At 62.0% G+C, this 17439-nt stretch carries 11 protein-coding genes; 10 read left to right on the forward strand and 1 reads right to left on the reverse strand.

From position 1 onward, the window contains the following. Positions 1-207: 207 nt before the first annotated feature. The 4 genes from HSEST_RS10685 to HSEST_RS10700 all read left to right on the forward strand — a co-directional run bounded on the left by HSEST_RS10685 (position 208) and on the right by HSEST_RS10700 (position 7033). The gene (locus HSEST_RS10685; RefSeq protein ID WP_229120917.1) at positions 208-1266 is read left to right on the forward strand and encodes a TrmB family transcriptional regulator; all 1059 of its coding nucleotides are present in this window, start codon (positions 208-210) and stop codon (positions 1264-1266) included. 91 nt (positions 1267-1357) lie between these two features. Continuing rightward, positions 1358-5485: a DNA topoisomerase VI subunit B gene (locus HSEST_RS10690; RefSeq protein ID WP_229120918.1), complete on the forward strand. Its 4128-nt coding sequence runs from the start codon at positions 1358-1360 to the stop codon at positions 5483-5485. Next, positions 5482-6588, forward strand: a complete 1107-nt coding sequence (locus tag HSEST_RS10695; protein ID WP_229120919.1) for a DNA topoisomerase IV subunit A — start codon at positions 5482-5484, stop codon at positions 6586-6588. Before HSEST_RS10690 ends, HSEST_RS10695 begins: the two co-directional genes overlap by 4 nt. 187 nt (positions 6589-6775) lie before the next feature. Then, the gene (locus HSEST_RS10700) at positions 6776-7033 is read left to right on the forward strand and encodes an antitoxin VapB family protein (protein ID WP_229120920.1); all 258 of its coding nucleotides are present in this window, start codon (positions 6776-6778) and stop codon (positions 7031-7033) included. Positions 7034-7415: 382 nt separating this feature from the next. On the opposite strand, the gene HSEST_RS10705 is transcribed toward HSEST_RS10700, so the two are convergent. Further along, positions 7416-7880, reverse strand: coding sequence for a metal-dependent hydrolase (locus HSEST_RS10705; RefSeq protein WP_229120921.1), 465 nt, complete (start codon positions 7878-7880; stop codon positions 7416-7418). 98 nt (positions 7881-7978) lie between these two features. Between HSEST_RS10705 and HSEST_RS10710 the strand changes: the two genes are divergently transcribed. The 6 genes from HSEST_RS10710 to HSEST_RS10735 all read left to right on the forward strand — a co-directional run bounded on the left by HSEST_RS10710 (position 7979) and on the right by HSEST_RS10735 (position 17385). Then, on the forward strand, positions 7979-8824 hold the full coding sequence (locus HSEST_RS10710) for a TatD family hydrolase (protein ID WP_229120922.1): 846 nt from the start codon (positions 7979-7981) through the stop codon (positions 8822-8824). 233 nt (positions 8825-9057) lie between these two features. Next, positions 9058-9639, forward strand: coding sequence for a DUF2150 family protein (locus HSEST_RS10715; RefSeq protein WP_229120923.1), 582 nt, complete (start codon positions 9058-9060; stop codon positions 9637-9639). A gap of 40 nt (positions 9640-9679) precedes the next feature. After that, positions 9680-12334 (forward strand): hypothetical protein, encoded by a 2655-nt coding sequence (locus HSEST_RS10720; RefSeq protein ID WP_229120924.1) that lies wholly within the window; start codon positions 9680-9682, stop codon positions 12332-12334. 6 nt (positions 12335-12340) lie between these two features. Continuing rightward, positions 12341-14455, forward strand: a complete 2115-nt coding sequence (locus tag HSEST_RS10725) for a PKD domain-containing protein (RefSeq protein ID WP_229120925.1) — start codon at positions 12341-12343, stop codon at positions 14453-14455. Between the two features lie 71 nt (positions 14456-14526). After that, entirely contained in the window at positions 14527-15264 is a 738-nt protein-coding gene (locus HSEST_RS10730) for a ThuA domain-containing protein (RefSeq protein WP_229120926.1), read from the forward strand. Positions 15265-15339: 75 nt separating this feature from the next. Further along, complete coding sequence (locus HSEST_RS10735; RefSeq protein ID WP_229120927.1) at positions 15340-17385, forward strand: glucan 1,4-alpha-glucosidase; 2046 nt, start codon at positions 15340-15342, stop codon at positions 17383-17385. Positions 17386-17439: the final 54 nt, after the last annotated feature.

Below are 17439 nucleotides of genomic sequence, written 5' to 3' on the forward strand. Positions count from 1 at the left end.
CGTATCAACCGGGTTGTTCACCCGCTGACTTGAAAGTAGCAGATTCGTTTCGCCTCGCTCATGTGTATACACCGGGGAGCAGGTGTGAAGAAAGATTACAAACAATATATGTACTCCGAGTGAGTACGTGGGAAGTAGGATGTGGCCTCACAACTCGGTGTCAGATCAGATCGGATACGTCGTCCGGGCGTCGGGAGGCGAGCATCGATGAACACCGTCGCGCTAGAAAACCAGCTCAAACAGTTCGGCCTCTCTGAAAAAGAGATTCAGACGTATCTGACGATCCTCGAACACGGGGAGGCGAAAGCGAGTACGATCGCGGACGACACGGGCGTCTCGAAACGGTACGTCTACAGCATCTGCGAGGAGCTCGAAGAGCGGGGGTTCGTCGACGTCGACGATCACGTCGTGCCGACGAAGATCCGGGCGAAACCCCCAGAAGAGGTCATCGAAATGCTGTCGAACCGGCTCGAAGACATCGAGCCGGTATTGAAACAGCGCTACTCGGAGACCTCCTCGCGACCCCAGCGGTTCGACGTCATCAAATCCCGCGTCACCGTCATCAAGCGCCTGCGGGAGTACATCGAGAGCGCCGAGCAGGAGCTGGTCGTCGCCGTTCCGGAGGGCTATCTCCCCGAAGTCGCGGAGCAGCTGCGGGCCGCGGTCGATCGCGGCGTCCTCGTCCTGCTGTTGATCAGCGACGTCGACGATCCCGAACACGTCCTCGACGGCGTCGACAGACCGGTGGGGAGCGTCATTCGGACCTGGGAACTCGGTATGCCCGTCCTGCTCGCGGTCGACGAACAGCTGGGAATCGCCTCGCCCGCCGAGATGGTCTCGCGGGCCAACAGCGACGATCGCGCGATCGCGATCGTGCAGGGACAGATCGTGCCGATCATCGCCGGTTCGTTCCTGGCGAACTACTGGCCGTTCGCCCAGCAACACACGGTCGTCGACCCGGTCGAGCTCCCGGCGACCTACCGGAGCTTCCGCCACGCGACGCTGCAGGCGACGCTGCACAATCAGGCCGAAGCGACGGTCTACGCCCGGGCGACCGCCCAGCCCGTCGACACTGACGATCCCTTCACGACGCTCGAGGGAACCGTCGTCGAGACCCGCCAGGGGATGGTCGAACCGCGGACGAACACGATCCCGATCGAACATACGATCATCATCGAAACCGACGAGGAGACCGTCTCCGTCGGCGGTCCGGACTCGTTCCTCGAAGACTACGAGGCGCGCAAGGTCACGCTGGAACGACCGTAAGATCCGTCCCCCGAACCCCGGAGTCAGTGTTTCACTTTCACCGCGGCACCGAGAAGGCTTTAAGCCGGGCAGAACTGGGTTTGTCTAACGAATGCCATCGATGCAGTCGACGCTGGGCGATTCGGGGATCGCCGAGGAGCTGGCCGAGAGCCAGCGACAGATCTCTATCGCCGAGTTCTTCGAGAAGAACAAGCACATGCTCGGGTTCGACTCGGGAGCCCGGGCACTCGTCACGGCCGTCAAAGAGGGCGTCGACAACAGCCTCGACGCCTGTGAGGAAGCCGACATCTTCCCCGACATCTACGTCGAGATCGAGGATCTGGGGGATTACTACCGGCTGGTCATCGAAGACAACGGCCCCGGAATCACCAAAGAACAGCTCCCGAAAGTCTTTGGGAAGCTACTGTACGGTTCGAGATTTCACAAGCGTGAGCAGTCGCTAACTCCCGATCAGCAGGTACTCGTCAGACGTGATGACACGATAGAGACTATCCCGATCGGCGTCCTCTGTGATGCGTACTTACCGGAGGGCGGAGAAGCGACGCAGCCGGTGCCTGACGACATCGAAGTACCGTCTTTCAACCGTGAAACGCAGGAGATGTCGTGGGAGTCAATCACCCACGCGATTCGACACGAAACCGACGAGGCCACGTACGAGATCACGACCGAGAAAGGCCGGACTGTCGAAGTGACAGGGAATCACAGCCTGTTCTCAGTGACGAGCATGGGAGAGACAAAAGAAATCAAAGCTGGTGATCTAGAGGCCGGTGATACGGTTCTCACTCCCAGAACGCTCCCATCTTTCGAGGAATCGATCGAATCGGTGAACCTGCTGGGGCACATCACGCCGGACCAACTCGACGGTCGGCGCGTGTACGTGTACGGGTTCGACCGGGAGACGCTCGAACAACTGCAAGACGGAGAAAAGATCCGAAAGAAGCCGTCACCGGACAGCGACCGAAAACGGACCTACTATCGGTACGACGGTGTCGACATTCTCAAAGACAGTCTCGAAACGAACTACCTCGAAAAGGGCTACTTGCCAGCGGAGACAGTAATCGAACTGGGCTGGGAAGAGAAAGCAGCCGATTGCCGGTTCAAAACGTACCAGGTTGGCGGAGAGGAGACGACGATGCCGGTGTCCGTTCAGCTCGATCAGTCGTTCATGCGCCTGCTGGGGTACTACGTCGCCGAGGGACACGTCGACGACCGGCAAGTCGGCTTCACCTTCGGTTCCCACGAGCAAGAGCTGATCAAGGAGACCGAGGCTACCGTCGCTACTGTGGGCGGGAGGACAAAGACTGTCGATCGCGAGCGTAACTCGACGCGAGTGAAAGCGTTTGGATCAGTGCTCTCGATGTTCCTCGAAACCGCCTGTGGCGAGGGGGCAGAGAACAAACGGATTCCGGACTTCGTGTTCAGGACAGGTCGCGAACGCCAGCAGGAGTTTATCACGGGACTCTACCAGGGAGACGGCTCCGATTCGCATCCGAGTAACGAACTTTCGCACACGACGGTCAGTGAAACACTCGCACAGCAACTATCAGTACTGTGGAACATGCAAGGCGTCCTGGCGAGTACGGAAGTCGTGACCGATGGCAGTGGCTACAGCGACGACCCCAGCACGCGCTACAGGACGAAGGTCTACGGCGAGGACGTCAATCTGTCCGACGTATTCGGTGAGCGCCGGCGACCGGGCGAACAACAGTACAAGCGCGTCCCCATATCGTTGCTCTCTGATCACCGGGTAGGACACGTCGGTCACGAAACTGTTCCGGATACGATTCCAGGGTTGTTGCTCGGAGTCGGTGTCGGTTCGAACCTTGAACACGCCGAAGTGTACGAGTCGTTGATCGAACGGGCCCTCGATGGGGAATACGTCGAGAAGCCCCGATACGTGCACAATCTCAAAGAGATGGGGCTGCTCCACGACGACCATCAGCCGACGGAAACGCTCGAAGAGCTCTGGGAGACGATCCACGAGCTTCAGGGGATCACCGAGACGGATATGTGCCTGCTTCCGGTGAAAAATGTCGAACGGACGGACCCGCCCGAATACGTCTACGACATTTCGGTTCCGGGAGCGACCGGCCACGACGAGAACTTCGTCGTGGTCAACGAGGGGGCACTCTCAGTCAAGAACAGCCGCGGCCAGCAGGGGATCGGGATCTCCGCCGCGGTGCTGTACTCCCAGCTCACCAGCGGCAAACCCGCGCGGATCACCTCCCGGACCAAGGGATCCAGCGACGCCGAGTACTTCGAGTTGATCATCGACACCGACACCAACGAACCGGAGATCAGCGTCGACGAGACGACGACCTGGGACCGGCCACACGGCACGCGCATCGAACTGGAGATGGAAGCCAACATGCGCGCGCGCCAGAGTCTCCACGAATACATCGAGCAGACGGCCGTGGTCAACCCCCACGCTCGTATCGAGTTCGTCGAGCCCAGCCTGGACGAGCCGGCGAAGTTCGAGCGCGCCGAGGACGCCACACTTCCGGACGAGACCGAGGAGATCCGCCCGCATCCCCACGGCGTCGAACTCGGGACGCTGTTGAAGATGCTGGAGGCGACCGATTCCTACTCGATCTCCGGGTTCCTGCAGGAGGAGTTTACCCGCGTCGGGCAAAAGACCGCAGACAGCGTCGTCGACCGGTTCCGGGACCGCCACTTCGGCCGGGAAATGGCCTGGCGACCGCCACAGGCCCACGAGAACGCGGACGTCACAGCAGCCGTCCGGGGCGCGGTCGCCAACAAGGGCAAAGAGGCGACGAAAACCTTCGCGGCGGCGGTCGCCGAGGCCGTCGACGACCACGACCGCCTCGCCCATCACGAACTCCGTGGGATCGTCGATAGCGAGGCCGAGGCCGTCGAATCGGAGTCCGGGACGACCTTCGGTTCGACAGTCCGGGAGAAGGCCACTGAGGCCGCCTGGACACAGGTGCTGGGCGGCGACGAGGAGGAGGTTCGCACGGACGCGATCACCTCCGATCTCTATACGCTGATCGACGAGGCGACCAGCACGCGGAAAGACGACGCCACGCTCCAGGGGCTTGCCGAGCGACTGGCCGCGAAGTTCGTCGGGAGCGAGGACCGTCAGCACCGACTGACGCGCGAGGAGCTGGCCGAGTACGTCTCCCGGGCAGCCGACGCGACCGAGGAGTACGATGACGCAACCTTCGGCGAGACGGCCCGCGAAAACGTGATCGAGGCGATATGGGACGTGATGGCGACGGTACCGGACGATCCGCCGACAGTCTCGTCGATCGCGGACGACCGGGACGCGTCGTCAGAACTGCTGGAGGCGATGCGGGAGACCGACATCATGTCGCCGCCGACGGGTTGTCTCGCACCGATCACCGAGGAGCTGGTGTTGTCGGGGCTACAGAAGGAGTTCGACGCGGACTTCTACGCCGCCGCCACCCGGGACGCCGCGGTCCACGGCGGTGACCCGTTCATCGTCGAGGCCGGGATCGCCTACGGCGGCGACCTCGAAGACGGCGGCTCCGTCGACGTGATGCGCTTTGCCAACCGCGTGCCGCTGGTCTATCAGCGCGGGGCCTGTGCGACGACGGACGTGGTCAAGGCGATTAACTGGCGCAACTACGGTCTGGATCAGCCGGGTGGGAGCGGCATCCCGAACGGCCCCGCGGTGATCATGGTCCACGTCGCCTCGACGAACGTGCCGTTCACCAGCGAATCGAAAGACGCCGTCGCGAACGTGCCCGAGATCGAAAGCGAGATCGAACTCGCGATCCGGGAGGCCGCCCGCGACCTGAAGAGCTACCTCAACAAGCGCCGCTCGATGCAGCAGCGCCGGGAGAAACAGGACAAGCTGGCGACGATCCTGCCGGAGATGGCCGAGAAACTGGCCTCGGTGACGGGACAGGACGAGCCCGACATCGACGAGGCGCTGGCCCGCATCATGAACAACGTCCTGGTCGAGCGCACCGTCGAGGACGGCACGGCGACGATCAGCGTCGAGAACAACGCCGATCGCAACGCCGACATCGAGGTGACCGAGATCCTCGACGCCGAGCCAGGGGACGTCAACGGCGCGAACGTCGTCGAGATGGACGGCGAGTACTATCTCAAGTGGTCGCCGACGGTGGGCAGCGGCGAGACCGAACGGCTGGAGTACCGCATCGACGAGGCCGCCAACAGTGAGGTCGCCGTCGAGGGAATCAACGAGGAGAAACTCACGATCCAATCATGAGCACAGACGACGACACCAACTACGGCGAGGGCGATGCACGCCAGCGACTGCTGAACCTGGCCGAACAGTTCTACGAGCAGTTCGAGGAGGGCGACGTGCCGCGGCTGCAGGTTCCGACCCGGACGAAGACCAACATCGAGTACGACGAGGATAGCAACGTCTGGGTGTACGGCGACCGCACGTCCACCCGCAGCGCCAAGACGATCTCGGGCGCCCAGAAGCTCCTGAAGGCGGTGTACACGATCGATTTCCTGGCCCAGCAACTCGGCGAGGACCGTTCCTCGACTCTGCGTGAGTTGTACTACCTCAGCGAGTCATGGGATCTCGACGAGGCGCAGTTCAACAGCCAGGACGAATCGAACCAGCTGATCGAGGACCTGGAGATCGTGTCCGGGGTCACCCGGGAGGACTTCCACATGCGTCCCGAGGAGTCGGGCGCGACGCTGATGGGACCGCTCCTGTTGCGTGAACAGACCCGCCGGGGCGAGCGGGAAATTCACTGCCAGGAGGACGTCGGCGAAGGTGGCTATCAGATCCCGAACAACCCGGATCAGATCGAGTTCCTGGAGTGTGACGCCGACTTCGTGCTGGCAGTCGAGACCGGCGGGATGCGCGACCGACTCGTCGAGAACGGCTTCGACGAGGAGATGAACGCGCTGATCGTCCACCTGAAAGGCCAGCCTGCCCGTGCGACCCGCCGGATCACGAAGCGGCTGCACGACGAACTCGACCTGCCGGTGACGGTGTTCACTGACGGTGACCCCTGGTCGTATCGCATCTACGGATCGGTCGCCTACGGTTCGATCAAGTCGGCGCATCTCTCGGAGTATCTGGCGACGCCCCAGGCGCAGTTTGTCGGCGTCCAGCCCGAGGACATCGTCGAGTACGACTTGCCGACCGACCCCCTTTCGGATTCGGATATCAACGCCCTGGAATCCGAGCTGGAGGATCCGCGCTTCCAGACCGACTACTGGGAGGAACAGATCGAACTCCAGCTAGAGATCGACAAGAAGTCCGAACAGCAGGCGCTGGCCTCGCACGGGCTTGACTTCGTCACGGAGACGTACCTGCCCGAGCGCCTGGACGCGATGGGCGTCCTCTAGACGCGCGGGGGCCGGGCGCAACTTCTTTGTCCTACGACGAATTGATCGACGACGAGACCGCGGAGGCGATGAACCGGCCCACAAAACTGTCTCGTTCTACCATCCCCCTGATCACCCCCGTTTATACACCCCCGTTATGCACGATAGTTGCTGATAGTTATAGGAGAACAATTACCATATGAGAACGATGGCAACTATAGAAGTCAGCGACGCAGTCTACGAGATCCTGGACGAGGAAACGGGGGAGAACGAGTCGATCGACGACTTGCTGGTGGACCTGCTGGGGATCGAGGACGAAGAGCCACCGAAACCGGACGTCTCCGAGGTCGAATCGGGCGACATTCACGGGGGCGATACGAACATGTGGACCGTTTACGACCAGCTCGACCGGGAACGCGCGGAAGGCGAATCGCTCGCGGACACGTTCCGCAGGATCCAGGGGTAAGTATAGCCGGCAGTGTACGGATCCGGTTTCGGAACGAAGAGAAGCCGCGGTAGCCGCCGCCGGGAAGCGGATGGGCTCGCGGCACCGTCACGGACCGGCGGTCAGGGGCACCGATCCGGGATAGACCGGCGAGGTCGGAGCACACTCGACTCGCCTTCCGTCGGACACTGGTTGCACGCTCACGGGCACGTGAGATCGGTTTGCGAACGATACGATCAGTCTGCCGTTTGGTCTCTGTGTATGTTCTCCCTCGATTTTCTTACTATCCTATCGACGTGTGCGGGTGAAATGCCACGTCCTTGTGTTTTCATCGGCAATTAGTCGCAGGAACGAGTAACATATAAGGATTTTGTGCAGATGTGCTTAGTTGATTGGAGGATCATTATATTATATCAAGCGGTGAGTCCTCGCTGTCGCGACGCAGCCGGAGAACGCCCAGACAACACATCCAGAGGGCGACAGTCGGCACGAGCGAGTGGCCGGTCGTCCCCGGATCGAAGTGGTACGCCGTCTCGACCAGCGGGGAGAGAAACGGGACGCCCTTCGGCGTCGTCGTATCGAGGAGTAGATGCGATCCGTAGGCGGCTGCGACCGCCAAGGCCGTCCGTCGGTCCCGATACGCCACTACCCCGGCTGTGAGTCCGCCGACAAATAGCGTGTGCGTGATCCCGCGGTGGATGAACGGCCAGCCAAGCGCGGCAGGAAAGAGAAAATCGACGTCCGGGGCAACCCCGGCGGCCAGCCCGGCGACCGGGCGATCGAACAGTGCCGTCCCGAGCGTGTAGCCGACCACGGCGTGCGTGGCGATCGCGACAGTCAGGAAAGCGGCCTGCGCGAGCGGGACCATCAGTTCCAACCGGCATCCGAGTCGGCAAAACGCTGTCGTCCGCCCGCCTCGCTTGCGGAGACGAACGGCTTTTGCGATCGCCGCCCTCACTTTCGAATATGAATATCGACGACACGCCGGTACTTGACAACCACATGCACCTCGATCCGATCGAGGGCCGGAACACCGACGCCGTCGAGGATTTCGTCTCAGTCGGCGGGACACATCTGCTCGTGCTCAACAAGCCCTCGTGGCACCTCCGTGAGGCCGCCACCGACGAGGCGATCTTCGAGGAGGTGTTCGAACTGACGATCGACGCGGCCGCCGACGCGAGTGAGGTGTTGCCGGGTCGGGCCTGGCCCGTCCTGGGCGTACACCCGGGGTTGATCTCGCAGTTGGTCGAGGAGGGATACACGCCGGCAGCGGCACGCGACATCATGCAGGCCGGGCTCGACATCGCGGCTGGATACGTCGCCGACGGGCCGGCACTGGCGATCAAGTCGGGTCGCCCGCATTACGACGTGAGCGACGAGGTCTGGGCGGCCTCGAACGCGGTGATGCGCCACGCGTTTGATCTGGCAGGCGAAGTCGGTTGTGTCGTCCAGTTGCACACCGAAGGGAGTGAGGACCTCACTGAGATCACCGAGTGGGCACAGGCGGAGGGACTGCCGCCCGAACAGGTCGTCAAGCACTACTCCGGCGGTCGGCTCGAGGGGCCGATCAAGAGCGTCATCGCCGAGAAGGACGAACTGGAGATCGCCGTCGAGGCCGACGAGCCGTTCCTCATGGAGACGGACTTCATCGACGATCCCGAGCGGCCGGGCGCGGTGCTGGGTCCGAAGACCGTCCCGCGGCGGGTGCGGTGGATGCTCGAAAACGGCTGGGACGACGCCGTGCGACGCGCGCACGTCGAAACACCTGCGAGGGTGTACGGAATCGACACCGAAGCGACGCTGGATCGGTGAGCGATTCTGTCGTTCCACGCAGTCGTCCCCCACGCCGAATCTTCTTCCTGTCGCCGATCGAATCGGCGGGCATGCAACAGCGACGGTGTCCCGGGTGTGGGCTGCTGCGTCAGTACGTCGATCCGGATTTCTGACCGTGTCCGCCGGTCGCTATCACGAAAGCGGTATGCGGAGTCCCCGCAGACGGATCTGGCAACGAAAACCCTATCCCCCGACGCACGAACAGGGTTGACATGAGCACACCGCCAGGGGAATACTACACCGAGGAACGGTGGCAGAACTGGCTGGACCGTATCGCAGCGGAAGACATCGATCCCGAGGACGAGGACTCGGCGCGCCTGCTGTTGAATCTGCAGGACGACACGGCTATCGCCGTCGCGAAGATCGTCATCGATTACCAGGACGATGAACTCGACGAAGACGTCGCCCTTGAGGAGCTGGCCGACATCCGCGAGGTCGTCCTCTCGGAAGTCGACATCGACGACGAGGAGAAGCTCATGCTGGTCGACGGCGTCCAGACGTCGCTGGTCTGTGTCTTCTACGCGGCCGAGGAATACGTCGCCGGAGGTCCGCCGTCGGATGGAACTGTCGGCGAGTACATCGAAGCCGCGAGCGAGGCCGAAGGCGAGGAGGAACTCGATGCCGCGCTGGGCTACTGCGCCCAGGCAGGCACGCTGATCATCGACGGCGCGGAACTGGACCGGGACGTGACCGAAGACCTGGAGTTCGGGCTGGTCGCCGAGTGGGTCAACGGACTCGATAGCCTGCAGACGGCGATGAGCGATCCGGAAGTCGTCGAAGAGGACGAGGAGTAGCGCGGCAGCTTTTTGCGTGTCGGGCAGTGATATGGTGCCAATGCAGTTCCGGGGCGACCGCCGCGGCCAGGCGATCCAGATCGGTGCCGTGCTGTTGCTCGGCGCGATAGTCATCTCCTTCGGGATCTATCAGGCGACGGTCGTCCCCGAGCAGAACCGCGAGATCGAGTTTAAACACAGCCAGACCGTCCAGGGGCAACTGGGGGATGCACGCAACGCCATCGTCTCGACTGGCTCGACCGGTGACGGTCGCTCGGTATCGGTAACACTTGGCACGCAGTATCCCTCGCGTATCATCGCGATGAACCCCGGTCCCCCGTCGGGACAGCTTTCGACCGTCGGGACGACGGACGAGTCGATCAATGCGACGATCGCCAACGCGGAGGCAACTGGCGAGACGGGCGACTTCTGGACGGGCGAAAACCGGTCGTACAACACGGGGTCGCTGGCCTACCGACCGGGGTACAACGAGTACCGGAACGCGCCGACGACGTGGTACGAGCACTCGGTGCTGTTCAACCAGTTCCGGGACGCGAACCTGACGGAAACCGGCCAGCGACTGATCGACGGGACGACGATCTCGCTCGTGGCGCTCAACGGGTCCTATCAGGCGAGCCAGTCCGGGAGCGTCTCGCTTGATTTCCGCGGGGCGAGCGTGTCGAGTCGGACTGTTTCGGTCACTAATGAAACTGATTCGAACGTCTCGATCACGCTGCCGACACGGCTGGATGAAAAGAGCTGGGAGGAGGTGCTCGACGGGGAGCGCCGGGTTGCAAGCGTGCGTACGTCCTCGGTCGCCGGAGCGGACTATCAACTGGTACATATCGTCCTCGAACGGGGCGTGATCTACGACCTGCAACTGTCGCGGGTCGGCGTCGGCACCGGTGTCGTCAAGCCGGAACCGGCCTATCTGACGCGAGTCTCGGAAAACACGCCGACAGTGCCGGAGGACGGGGAGATTGACATCGCCGTCGAAGTCCGAGATCGGTTCGACAATCCGAAGCGAAACGTGCCGGTGGTCGCCGGGACCGAGCGAAGTGACTCGTCAGTCTCGCCGAACAGCACCGCAAGCGACGGCGACGGACAGGTGACGGTGACCTACGAGGCACCGAATATCTCAGACGCAGGCCAGCGGACTGATTACGTCCAGGTGAGTCTGAATACGTCGCTTTCGGGTGCGGTGAACGAGTCGGGTTTCAACGGTTCGACGCCGGTCAACGTCTCGGTGCCGATTCGGGTCGACAACAGCGACGGGAGTGGACTTGGTGGTGACGGTGGCACGGCACCATCGCGAGCGGGACAGGGCGGCGAGTCGACGTACTCCCCATCGCAGTCGACCGAACTCCTGACCGACGAGAACGGCGTCTGGTCGGCGATCAACAAGACCGATCAGATCATCTTCAGCGACGGCTACCCGGTGGTGGAGCCAGATGATAGCGACGAATACGTTCTCTCTGAATTCACAATCGCGAACGCAAGCGAGGCCTTCTCGGTTGAAACGGAGGCCTACCGGACGACCGGCGGGACCTACGGCGGGACGGTCAGTATCTATTCGTTCGCAGCGGATGACCAGCGAACGTCCTCGCTGACGCCCGCCGCTGCCGAGGACGTACTCACCGCCGACAGATACAACGGAGCTGACGTGATCAACCGGGCGAGTTACGCAAGCACAGATGCTACGTTCCGCTCGTATCTGCGAGCGATCGCTGAGATGGATCGCTCGACGACGGGGGTCATCTTCTCGGATCAGGACGGCCGCGTGAACCTGACGCTGCAAGGCGAAAGTCTGTTTACAGCGGTCATGGCCAATTCGAGTACGGCCAACGACGGAGACGAGTTCGCCCGACTGTACTTCGAGAACGAGACCGACACGGGCGGTTGGACGATCTCTGATACTGATGACACGGCGTCGCTACCCGACGAGCGACTGCAGGGAGAGTACTACTTCACGAAGAACAAAACGGCGCTGTTGAACGCCGACTCGGATCTCGACCCTGCCCGAGTCTACAACACCTCGCTCCGGTTGGCCGACGGTGGCGAGGCGCTGGAACTCAGGGACGCACAGGGAGATCTCCGTGACGAACTCGCGTACGGGACCGAGCAGACGAGTCACGGATGGAATCTGACACTCGGTGAAGACGAGGTAGCCAACCGGACGACCTATGATGACGGCGTCTACGTCGATACTGACAATGCCAGCGACTGGACAGTCGAAACCAGAGGCGAGTTCTTCGATGAGGCGGTCGCCGATAGTATCTCTTACAACGGTGACGGGACGGCTGACGGGCCCAACGGGGACCAGACTGGTGTGAGCTTTAGCGTCACCAACAACGGCAGCAGTGACGCAAACTTGACCCAGATATCGATCGATTCGTCCAGCGCGGCGATCAAGGTATACGAAGGCAACACCAGTGGTGGCCAGTGGGGCCGGGAAGTGTTCGTGAACGCGAATACTGACGGGTATCTCGAAGCTGGTAACGGCAACTACAACCAGGATGGATACACACTAGGAAGCGGACCAACACCGCTCACTTCGAATGCCGTGATCGGCAGTGGCGGGACGGCGACGGTCTCTATTTACGAGTTCCGCGACGGACAGGGGAATAACCAATATATCAATATGAATAGTAAATCGGTAACAGTGACGCTGACGTTCAGCGACGGATCGACCAAAACGGTCACGTTCACTGGGTGACAACAAGTGTCGCGCTCCCTGCACGACAAGTGGACGCGTGCCCAGTCGGAAGTCGTCGGCGTCGCCCTCCTCGTCGGTGTGTTCGCGCTTCTCGCGTTACTCGTCGGCACTGTCGTCATCGGCAATGTCACCGACCAGGCGAGCAACGAACCGCTGGCCGAGATCAACACCTCAGCGACGGCAGAGAACCTCACGCTAACCCACGGCGGCGGTGATGGCTTCGAAGAGACTGCTATCACCGTCATCCTCCGACAGAACGGAGACGAAACACGGTACGGACTCGAATCGTTCACCGAAAACCGGGGCAGCGATACAGCGCGCTTCTCGGCCGGCGAGCGATGGGTCAGAAGCCATACCCTTACCACTGGGCTGGCACGCGTGCTTGTCGTCCACGAACCGTCGAACGCAGTCGTCCACGACGAGCAGATCGTCGTGCCGGCTGCTCCGAACCGCGAGCCAGTCGCCGCGTTCGAGTATAGTCCTGAAGCCCCTGGGGCCAACGAGTCGATCACATTCAACGCCAGCGACTCATACGATGGCGATGGGAACATCACTAGCTACGAGTGGGACTTCAACGGCGACGGGAGTACGACTACGACGACCGAGCCAGTGATCAATCACACCTACGACAGCGGCGACACCTACAACGTGACGCTGACGGTGATTGACGACGATGGCGCGACGAACACGACGGCCGAAACCGTCCCAGCCACGGTTGTCACGGTCGTCACGGCGATCAACGCCGGCGGGAACGACTACACGGCCAGTGACGGTACCGAGTATGTTGCCGATACGAGCTACACGGGTGGGTTGACGTATGCTACTGGGGATCCGATCGCAGACACGAGCGATGACCCGCTGTATCAGTCTGAACGCTACGGTGACTTCAGCTACGAGATACCGATCGAAAATGGCGAGTACCGCGTAACCTTGCAGTTCGCGGAGATCTATTGGGGTGGCAACGGCAACGGCGGCGGGGACGGGTCGCGCGTGTTCGATACGAGTATCGAAGGTCAGCAAGTGCTCTCGGCGCTGGATATCCACCAGCGGGTGGGCCACGACCGCGCATTCGACGTCCGGAACGTGACGACGGTCACGGATGGGGCGTTGACGATCCGGTTCTCGACGATCCAGGACAACGCCAAGGTCAGTGCGATCGTCGTCGAGAATGCCACGGGACCCAACCAGCCACCGACGGCGAACTTCACGCCCTCGGACACAGCGGTTGGGGTTGGCGAGACGGTACAGTTCAACGATACTTCGACCGATTTCGATGGCGTTGTCCAGAGCTGGCAGTGGGATTTCGACGACGGGACGACCTCGACCGGACGCAATCCAACCCACAACTACAGCCAACCCGGCAACTACACAGTGAGTCTGACGGTGACCGACGACGACGGCGCAACGGATACCGTGTCTCGGGAGATCGAAGTCAGCCAGCCGCCCACAGCGTCGTTCACGTACGACTGCACCGGGACGAACTGCACGTTTGATGCCTCCGATTCTTCCGATCCGGACGGGACGATCCAGACCTACGAGTGGGACTGGACTGACGACGGCGCGGTCGATCAGACCACGACGACAGCGACTACTACTCACACGTACGACCAGGCGGGGACGTACACGGTGACTCTCGTCGTCACTGACGACGACGGTGTCACCGACACTGTTCGACAGACGGTTTCGACTGGCGGTGGTATCTCATACGGCTCCACGGCGCGAGGGCCAAATTACGATTCTGTGGTCGAACAGGTGTTTACCAGCAATCGAAACGACGATGTCACTGTCGTCAGAGCGAAAACCAATGAGACAAGCAACAACTTGGTCCAAATCGACGCGAGCGGGACACGCTACTATGAGGTCGAATGGTATGACGCGTATGGGCTCGTGGGGTATGGAAGTCCCGAAAGCGGATACACTCTCCCTGCTGACGTGAATTTGTCTGCTGACGGCGTCCCGGCACTGTTCGAGGCTGGCGAGTACAGAACCTTGTATCTCACTCGCTTCCTAAACAATGGAGGACAACCGGTAGATATGAGCGGCGAACAGTTGCGAATTACGATCACGTATGAAGTCGGAGGCCGCCGTTACACAGCCAGCGAAGTTGTGACTGTCGGCTAATTTGCAGTGGCACCTGCAGACCAGTGTCGACTCGCCGCAGGTGTTTACTTGCTGCTATGAGTACTAGAAATATGCCCACAATTACAGTCTGGAACGAGTACATCCACGAGAAAGAGAACGACCGCGCTGCCGAACTCTATCCCGACGGCATCCACGCCCATATCGCGGACGTGCTCGCCGAGGCTGGCCACGACACCCACACTGCAACCTTACAGGAACCCGATCACGGCCTCACCGAAGACGTCCTCGAGGACACTGACGTCCTCTACTGGTGGGGCCACATCGCCCACGACGAGGTCGACGACGCCGTCGCTGACCGCGTCGCCCGCCACGTCCGCGAGGGGATGGGACTGATCGTGTTGCACTCGGGCCACCACGCCAAACCCTTCCGGCAATTGCTGGGGATGGACGCCGACCTGACCTGGCGGGAGGCCGAGGAGCGCGAGCGCCTGCACGTGATCGATCCCGGTCATCCGATCGCCAGTGGCTTGCCCGAGAGCTTCGTCGTGCCCGAGGCCGAGATGTACGGTGAGCCCTTTACCGTGCCTGAGCCCGACCGGCTGGTGTTCGTCTCCTGGTTCGAGGGCGGGGAAGTCTTCCGCTCGGGCTGTTGCTATCGCCGCGGCAAGGGCCGGATTTTCTACTTCCGACCCGGCCACGAGACCTACCCGGTCTACCACCAGGACGAGATCCAGACCGTCCTGCGCAACGCCGCCGAGTGGGCCGCGCCCGTCGAGGGCAGCCCCTACCCGACGGCGCCGCGCAACGTTCCCGATCCCGCCGAAGACATCGACGGCTACGACCGCTGAACGCGACTCGCTACCGGTCCGCTCGTCACCGGTCGCAATGATCAGGATTAATGCATCCTGGGGGAAACTCGACCTATGACGCTCCGTAGCGCTCTCGACGATTACAAGCGCACCCGCAACGACGCGCGCGTGTTCCCTGGTGAACGTCGCTCGACGACCGGTACGTTCTCGGGACTGGACGAACGGCTCGTCTACGTCGACCAGGACGGCTGGCATCGCGATTACTCGTATCCAATCTCGGGCCTCTCCGGCGTGAACCGATCGCGGTTCGGGATCGAACTGCTCGATGGAACGACCTGGCTCGGCGACCTCGAAACCGTCGAACATGGGTACGTCGACGATACCGCGCTCGTCCGAACCGTCCACGAGGCGGGCGATTATACAGTCACCCAATACGATCTAACGCTCGGTGCCGTCCATCTCACACGGTTCGAACTCGAGGGCGAACTACCGACCGATCCGACGCTGCAGGCGTTTTTCGATCTGACCCCCGAACGGCAGGAGAGTCGGCTCGGAAAACTCGAATACGAGAACACGCTCGAGATCCACCATCGTCGGCAGTCCAACCTCGTCACTGCCACGACCGGCCTCGAGAACGTGTTCGGCCAGTTGCCCGAACAGTTCGACGAACTCGTCACCGGGACCGAAACCGTGTCGTTCCCGCGGGCGAAGACCGGCGGCCAAAAGTACGAGGACGCACTGTTGAACGGGACGGTCGCTCTGGAGATACCCTTCGACGTCGAGCAGACAGACTCCGAAACGATTGCGACGACGACTGTCGGATCGCTGCTGCTGGACCTCGACGGGACGGCTCGCGAGGACGGGCTGACGACAGTTCACGAGACCGCCAGCGAACACGATTCGGTCGCCGCACTGCGGGCGGCTGCCGAAACGCAGGCCTCGATTACGGTTCCGGACGACACGCCCCGTCGGGAGGTCGCCGTCGATGATCTGCGCGTACTGTCGCTGCTGGCCGCCGAGAGCGGCGCACACATCGCCGGCCCCGATCCGGATCCGTTCTACGTGTACACCGGCGGGTACGGCTACACCTGGTTCCGTGACGACTCTGAAATCGCCCGCTACCTGCTGGAGGCTGACCAGCGACTCGGCATTGGGCTCGAGGACTGGTTCGCCGATAGCGCCGACTTCTACATGGAGACACAACTCGAGGACGGCTCCTGGCCACACCGTGTCTGGGCACACGACGGCTCGATCGCACCCGGATGGGCACACGCGCGGCTGGAAGCCGGCGACGACGTGGACTATCAGGCCGACCAGACCGGGAGCGTTGCCTCGTTCCTGGCCACGTATCTTCGCCTGGGCAATCCGTCGGACCCGGATGCTATCGAATCGGCGCTCGAACGAGCGCTGGATGGGCTCGACTCGACGCTGGAAGACGACGGACTCCCGATCGAGTGTCAGAACGCCTGGGAGAACATGACCGGACGGTTCGTCCACACGGCCGCGACGTTCCTACAGGGGTATGCGGCCATCGCCCGCGCACCCGTTTCCGATTCGCTTCGTGAACGTGCACGCGAAGGGGCCAACGCCGTCTACGACGGTCTCGATCAGTTGTGGAGCGATCAGAACGACGTCTTTGCGCTTCGGATTGATCCCGACGGCGACCTCGACGCCCGGCTCGATTCGGGGTCATTCGCGCTCGCGGAAGCTCACCGCGAGTATGCGGCTATCGGCTCGATCGGCGAACGACGGATCGACCGGTTGGTCGCTCATTTCGAGACCACCCTCGACGGACTCTGGCGCGAGACGGACTCGATCGCGGGGCTATACCGGTTTGAGGACGACGAGTGGCGTCGACGAGTGCAAGACGACGAGAAAGTCTGGACCGTCTCGACGGCGTGGGGTGCGAACGCCACAACACAGCTGGCAGCGCTGTTGGCTGACCGTGCGGACACCCGGGCGGACGAGTTCTATGCGGAAGCCAGGACACTATTCGACGAGATCGACACCGGTGGTTCACTCGTGATGGACAACGGCTACCTGCCGGAACAGCTGTTCGACGACGGCACACCGGACTGTGCGACGCCGCTCGGATGGCCCCACGCGATTCGACTCGCGACGGTAGCCCAACTCACAACAGCGGGCGAACTCGCCCAATAATAGCCGGACTGCTGTCGCTATCGAAGTTGGCGACAGAAAGACGGGAAAGAGCAG

Source organism: Halapricum desulfuricans (assembly GCF_017094465.1).
Classification (GTDB): domain Archaea; phylum Halobacteriota; class Halobacteria; order Halobacteriales; family Haloarculaceae; genus Halapricum.

Bases quoted from the DNA above. Each gene is read 5' to 3' on its own strand.
- HSEST_RS10685 (WP_229120917.1), top strand. From the start codon at position 208: ATGAACACCGTCGCGCTAGAAAACCAGCTCAAACAGTTCGGCCTCTCT.
- HSEST_RS10705 (WP_229120921.1), bottom strand. From the start codon at position 7,880: ATGGTCCCGCTCGCGCAGGCCGCTTTCCTGACTGTCGCGATCGCCACG.
- HSEST_RS10730 (WP_229120926.1), top strand. From the start codon at position 14,527: ATGCCCACAATTACAGTCTGGAACGAGTACATCCACGAGAAAGAGAAC.
- HSEST_RS10735 (WP_229120927.1), top strand. From the start codon at position 15,340: ATGACGCTCCGTAGCGCTCTCGACGATTACAAGCGCACCCGCAACGAC.
- HSEST_RS10690 (WP_229120918.1), top strand. From the start codon at position 1,358: ATGCCATCGATGCAGTCGACGCTGGGCGATTCGGGGATCGCCGAGGAG.
- HSEST_RS10700 (WP_229120920.1), top strand. From the start codon at position 6,776: ATGGCAACTATAGAAGTCAGCGACGCAGTCTACGAGATCCTGGACGAG.
- HSEST_RS10710 (WP_229120922.1), top strand. From the start codon at position 7,979: ATGAATATCGACGACACGCCGGTACTTGACAACCACATGCACCTCGAT.
- HSEST_RS10695 (WP_229120919.1), top strand. From the start codon at position 5,482: ATGAGCACAGACGACGACACCAACTACGGCGAGGGCGATGCACGCCAG.
- HSEST_RS10715 (WP_229120923.1), top strand. From the start codon at position 9,058: ATGAGCACACCGCCAGGGGAATACTACACCGAGGAACGGTGGCAGAAC.
- HSEST_RS10720 (WP_229120924.1), top strand. From the start codon at position 9,680: ATGCAGTTCCGGGGCGACCGCCGCGGCCAGGCGATCCAGATCGGTGCC.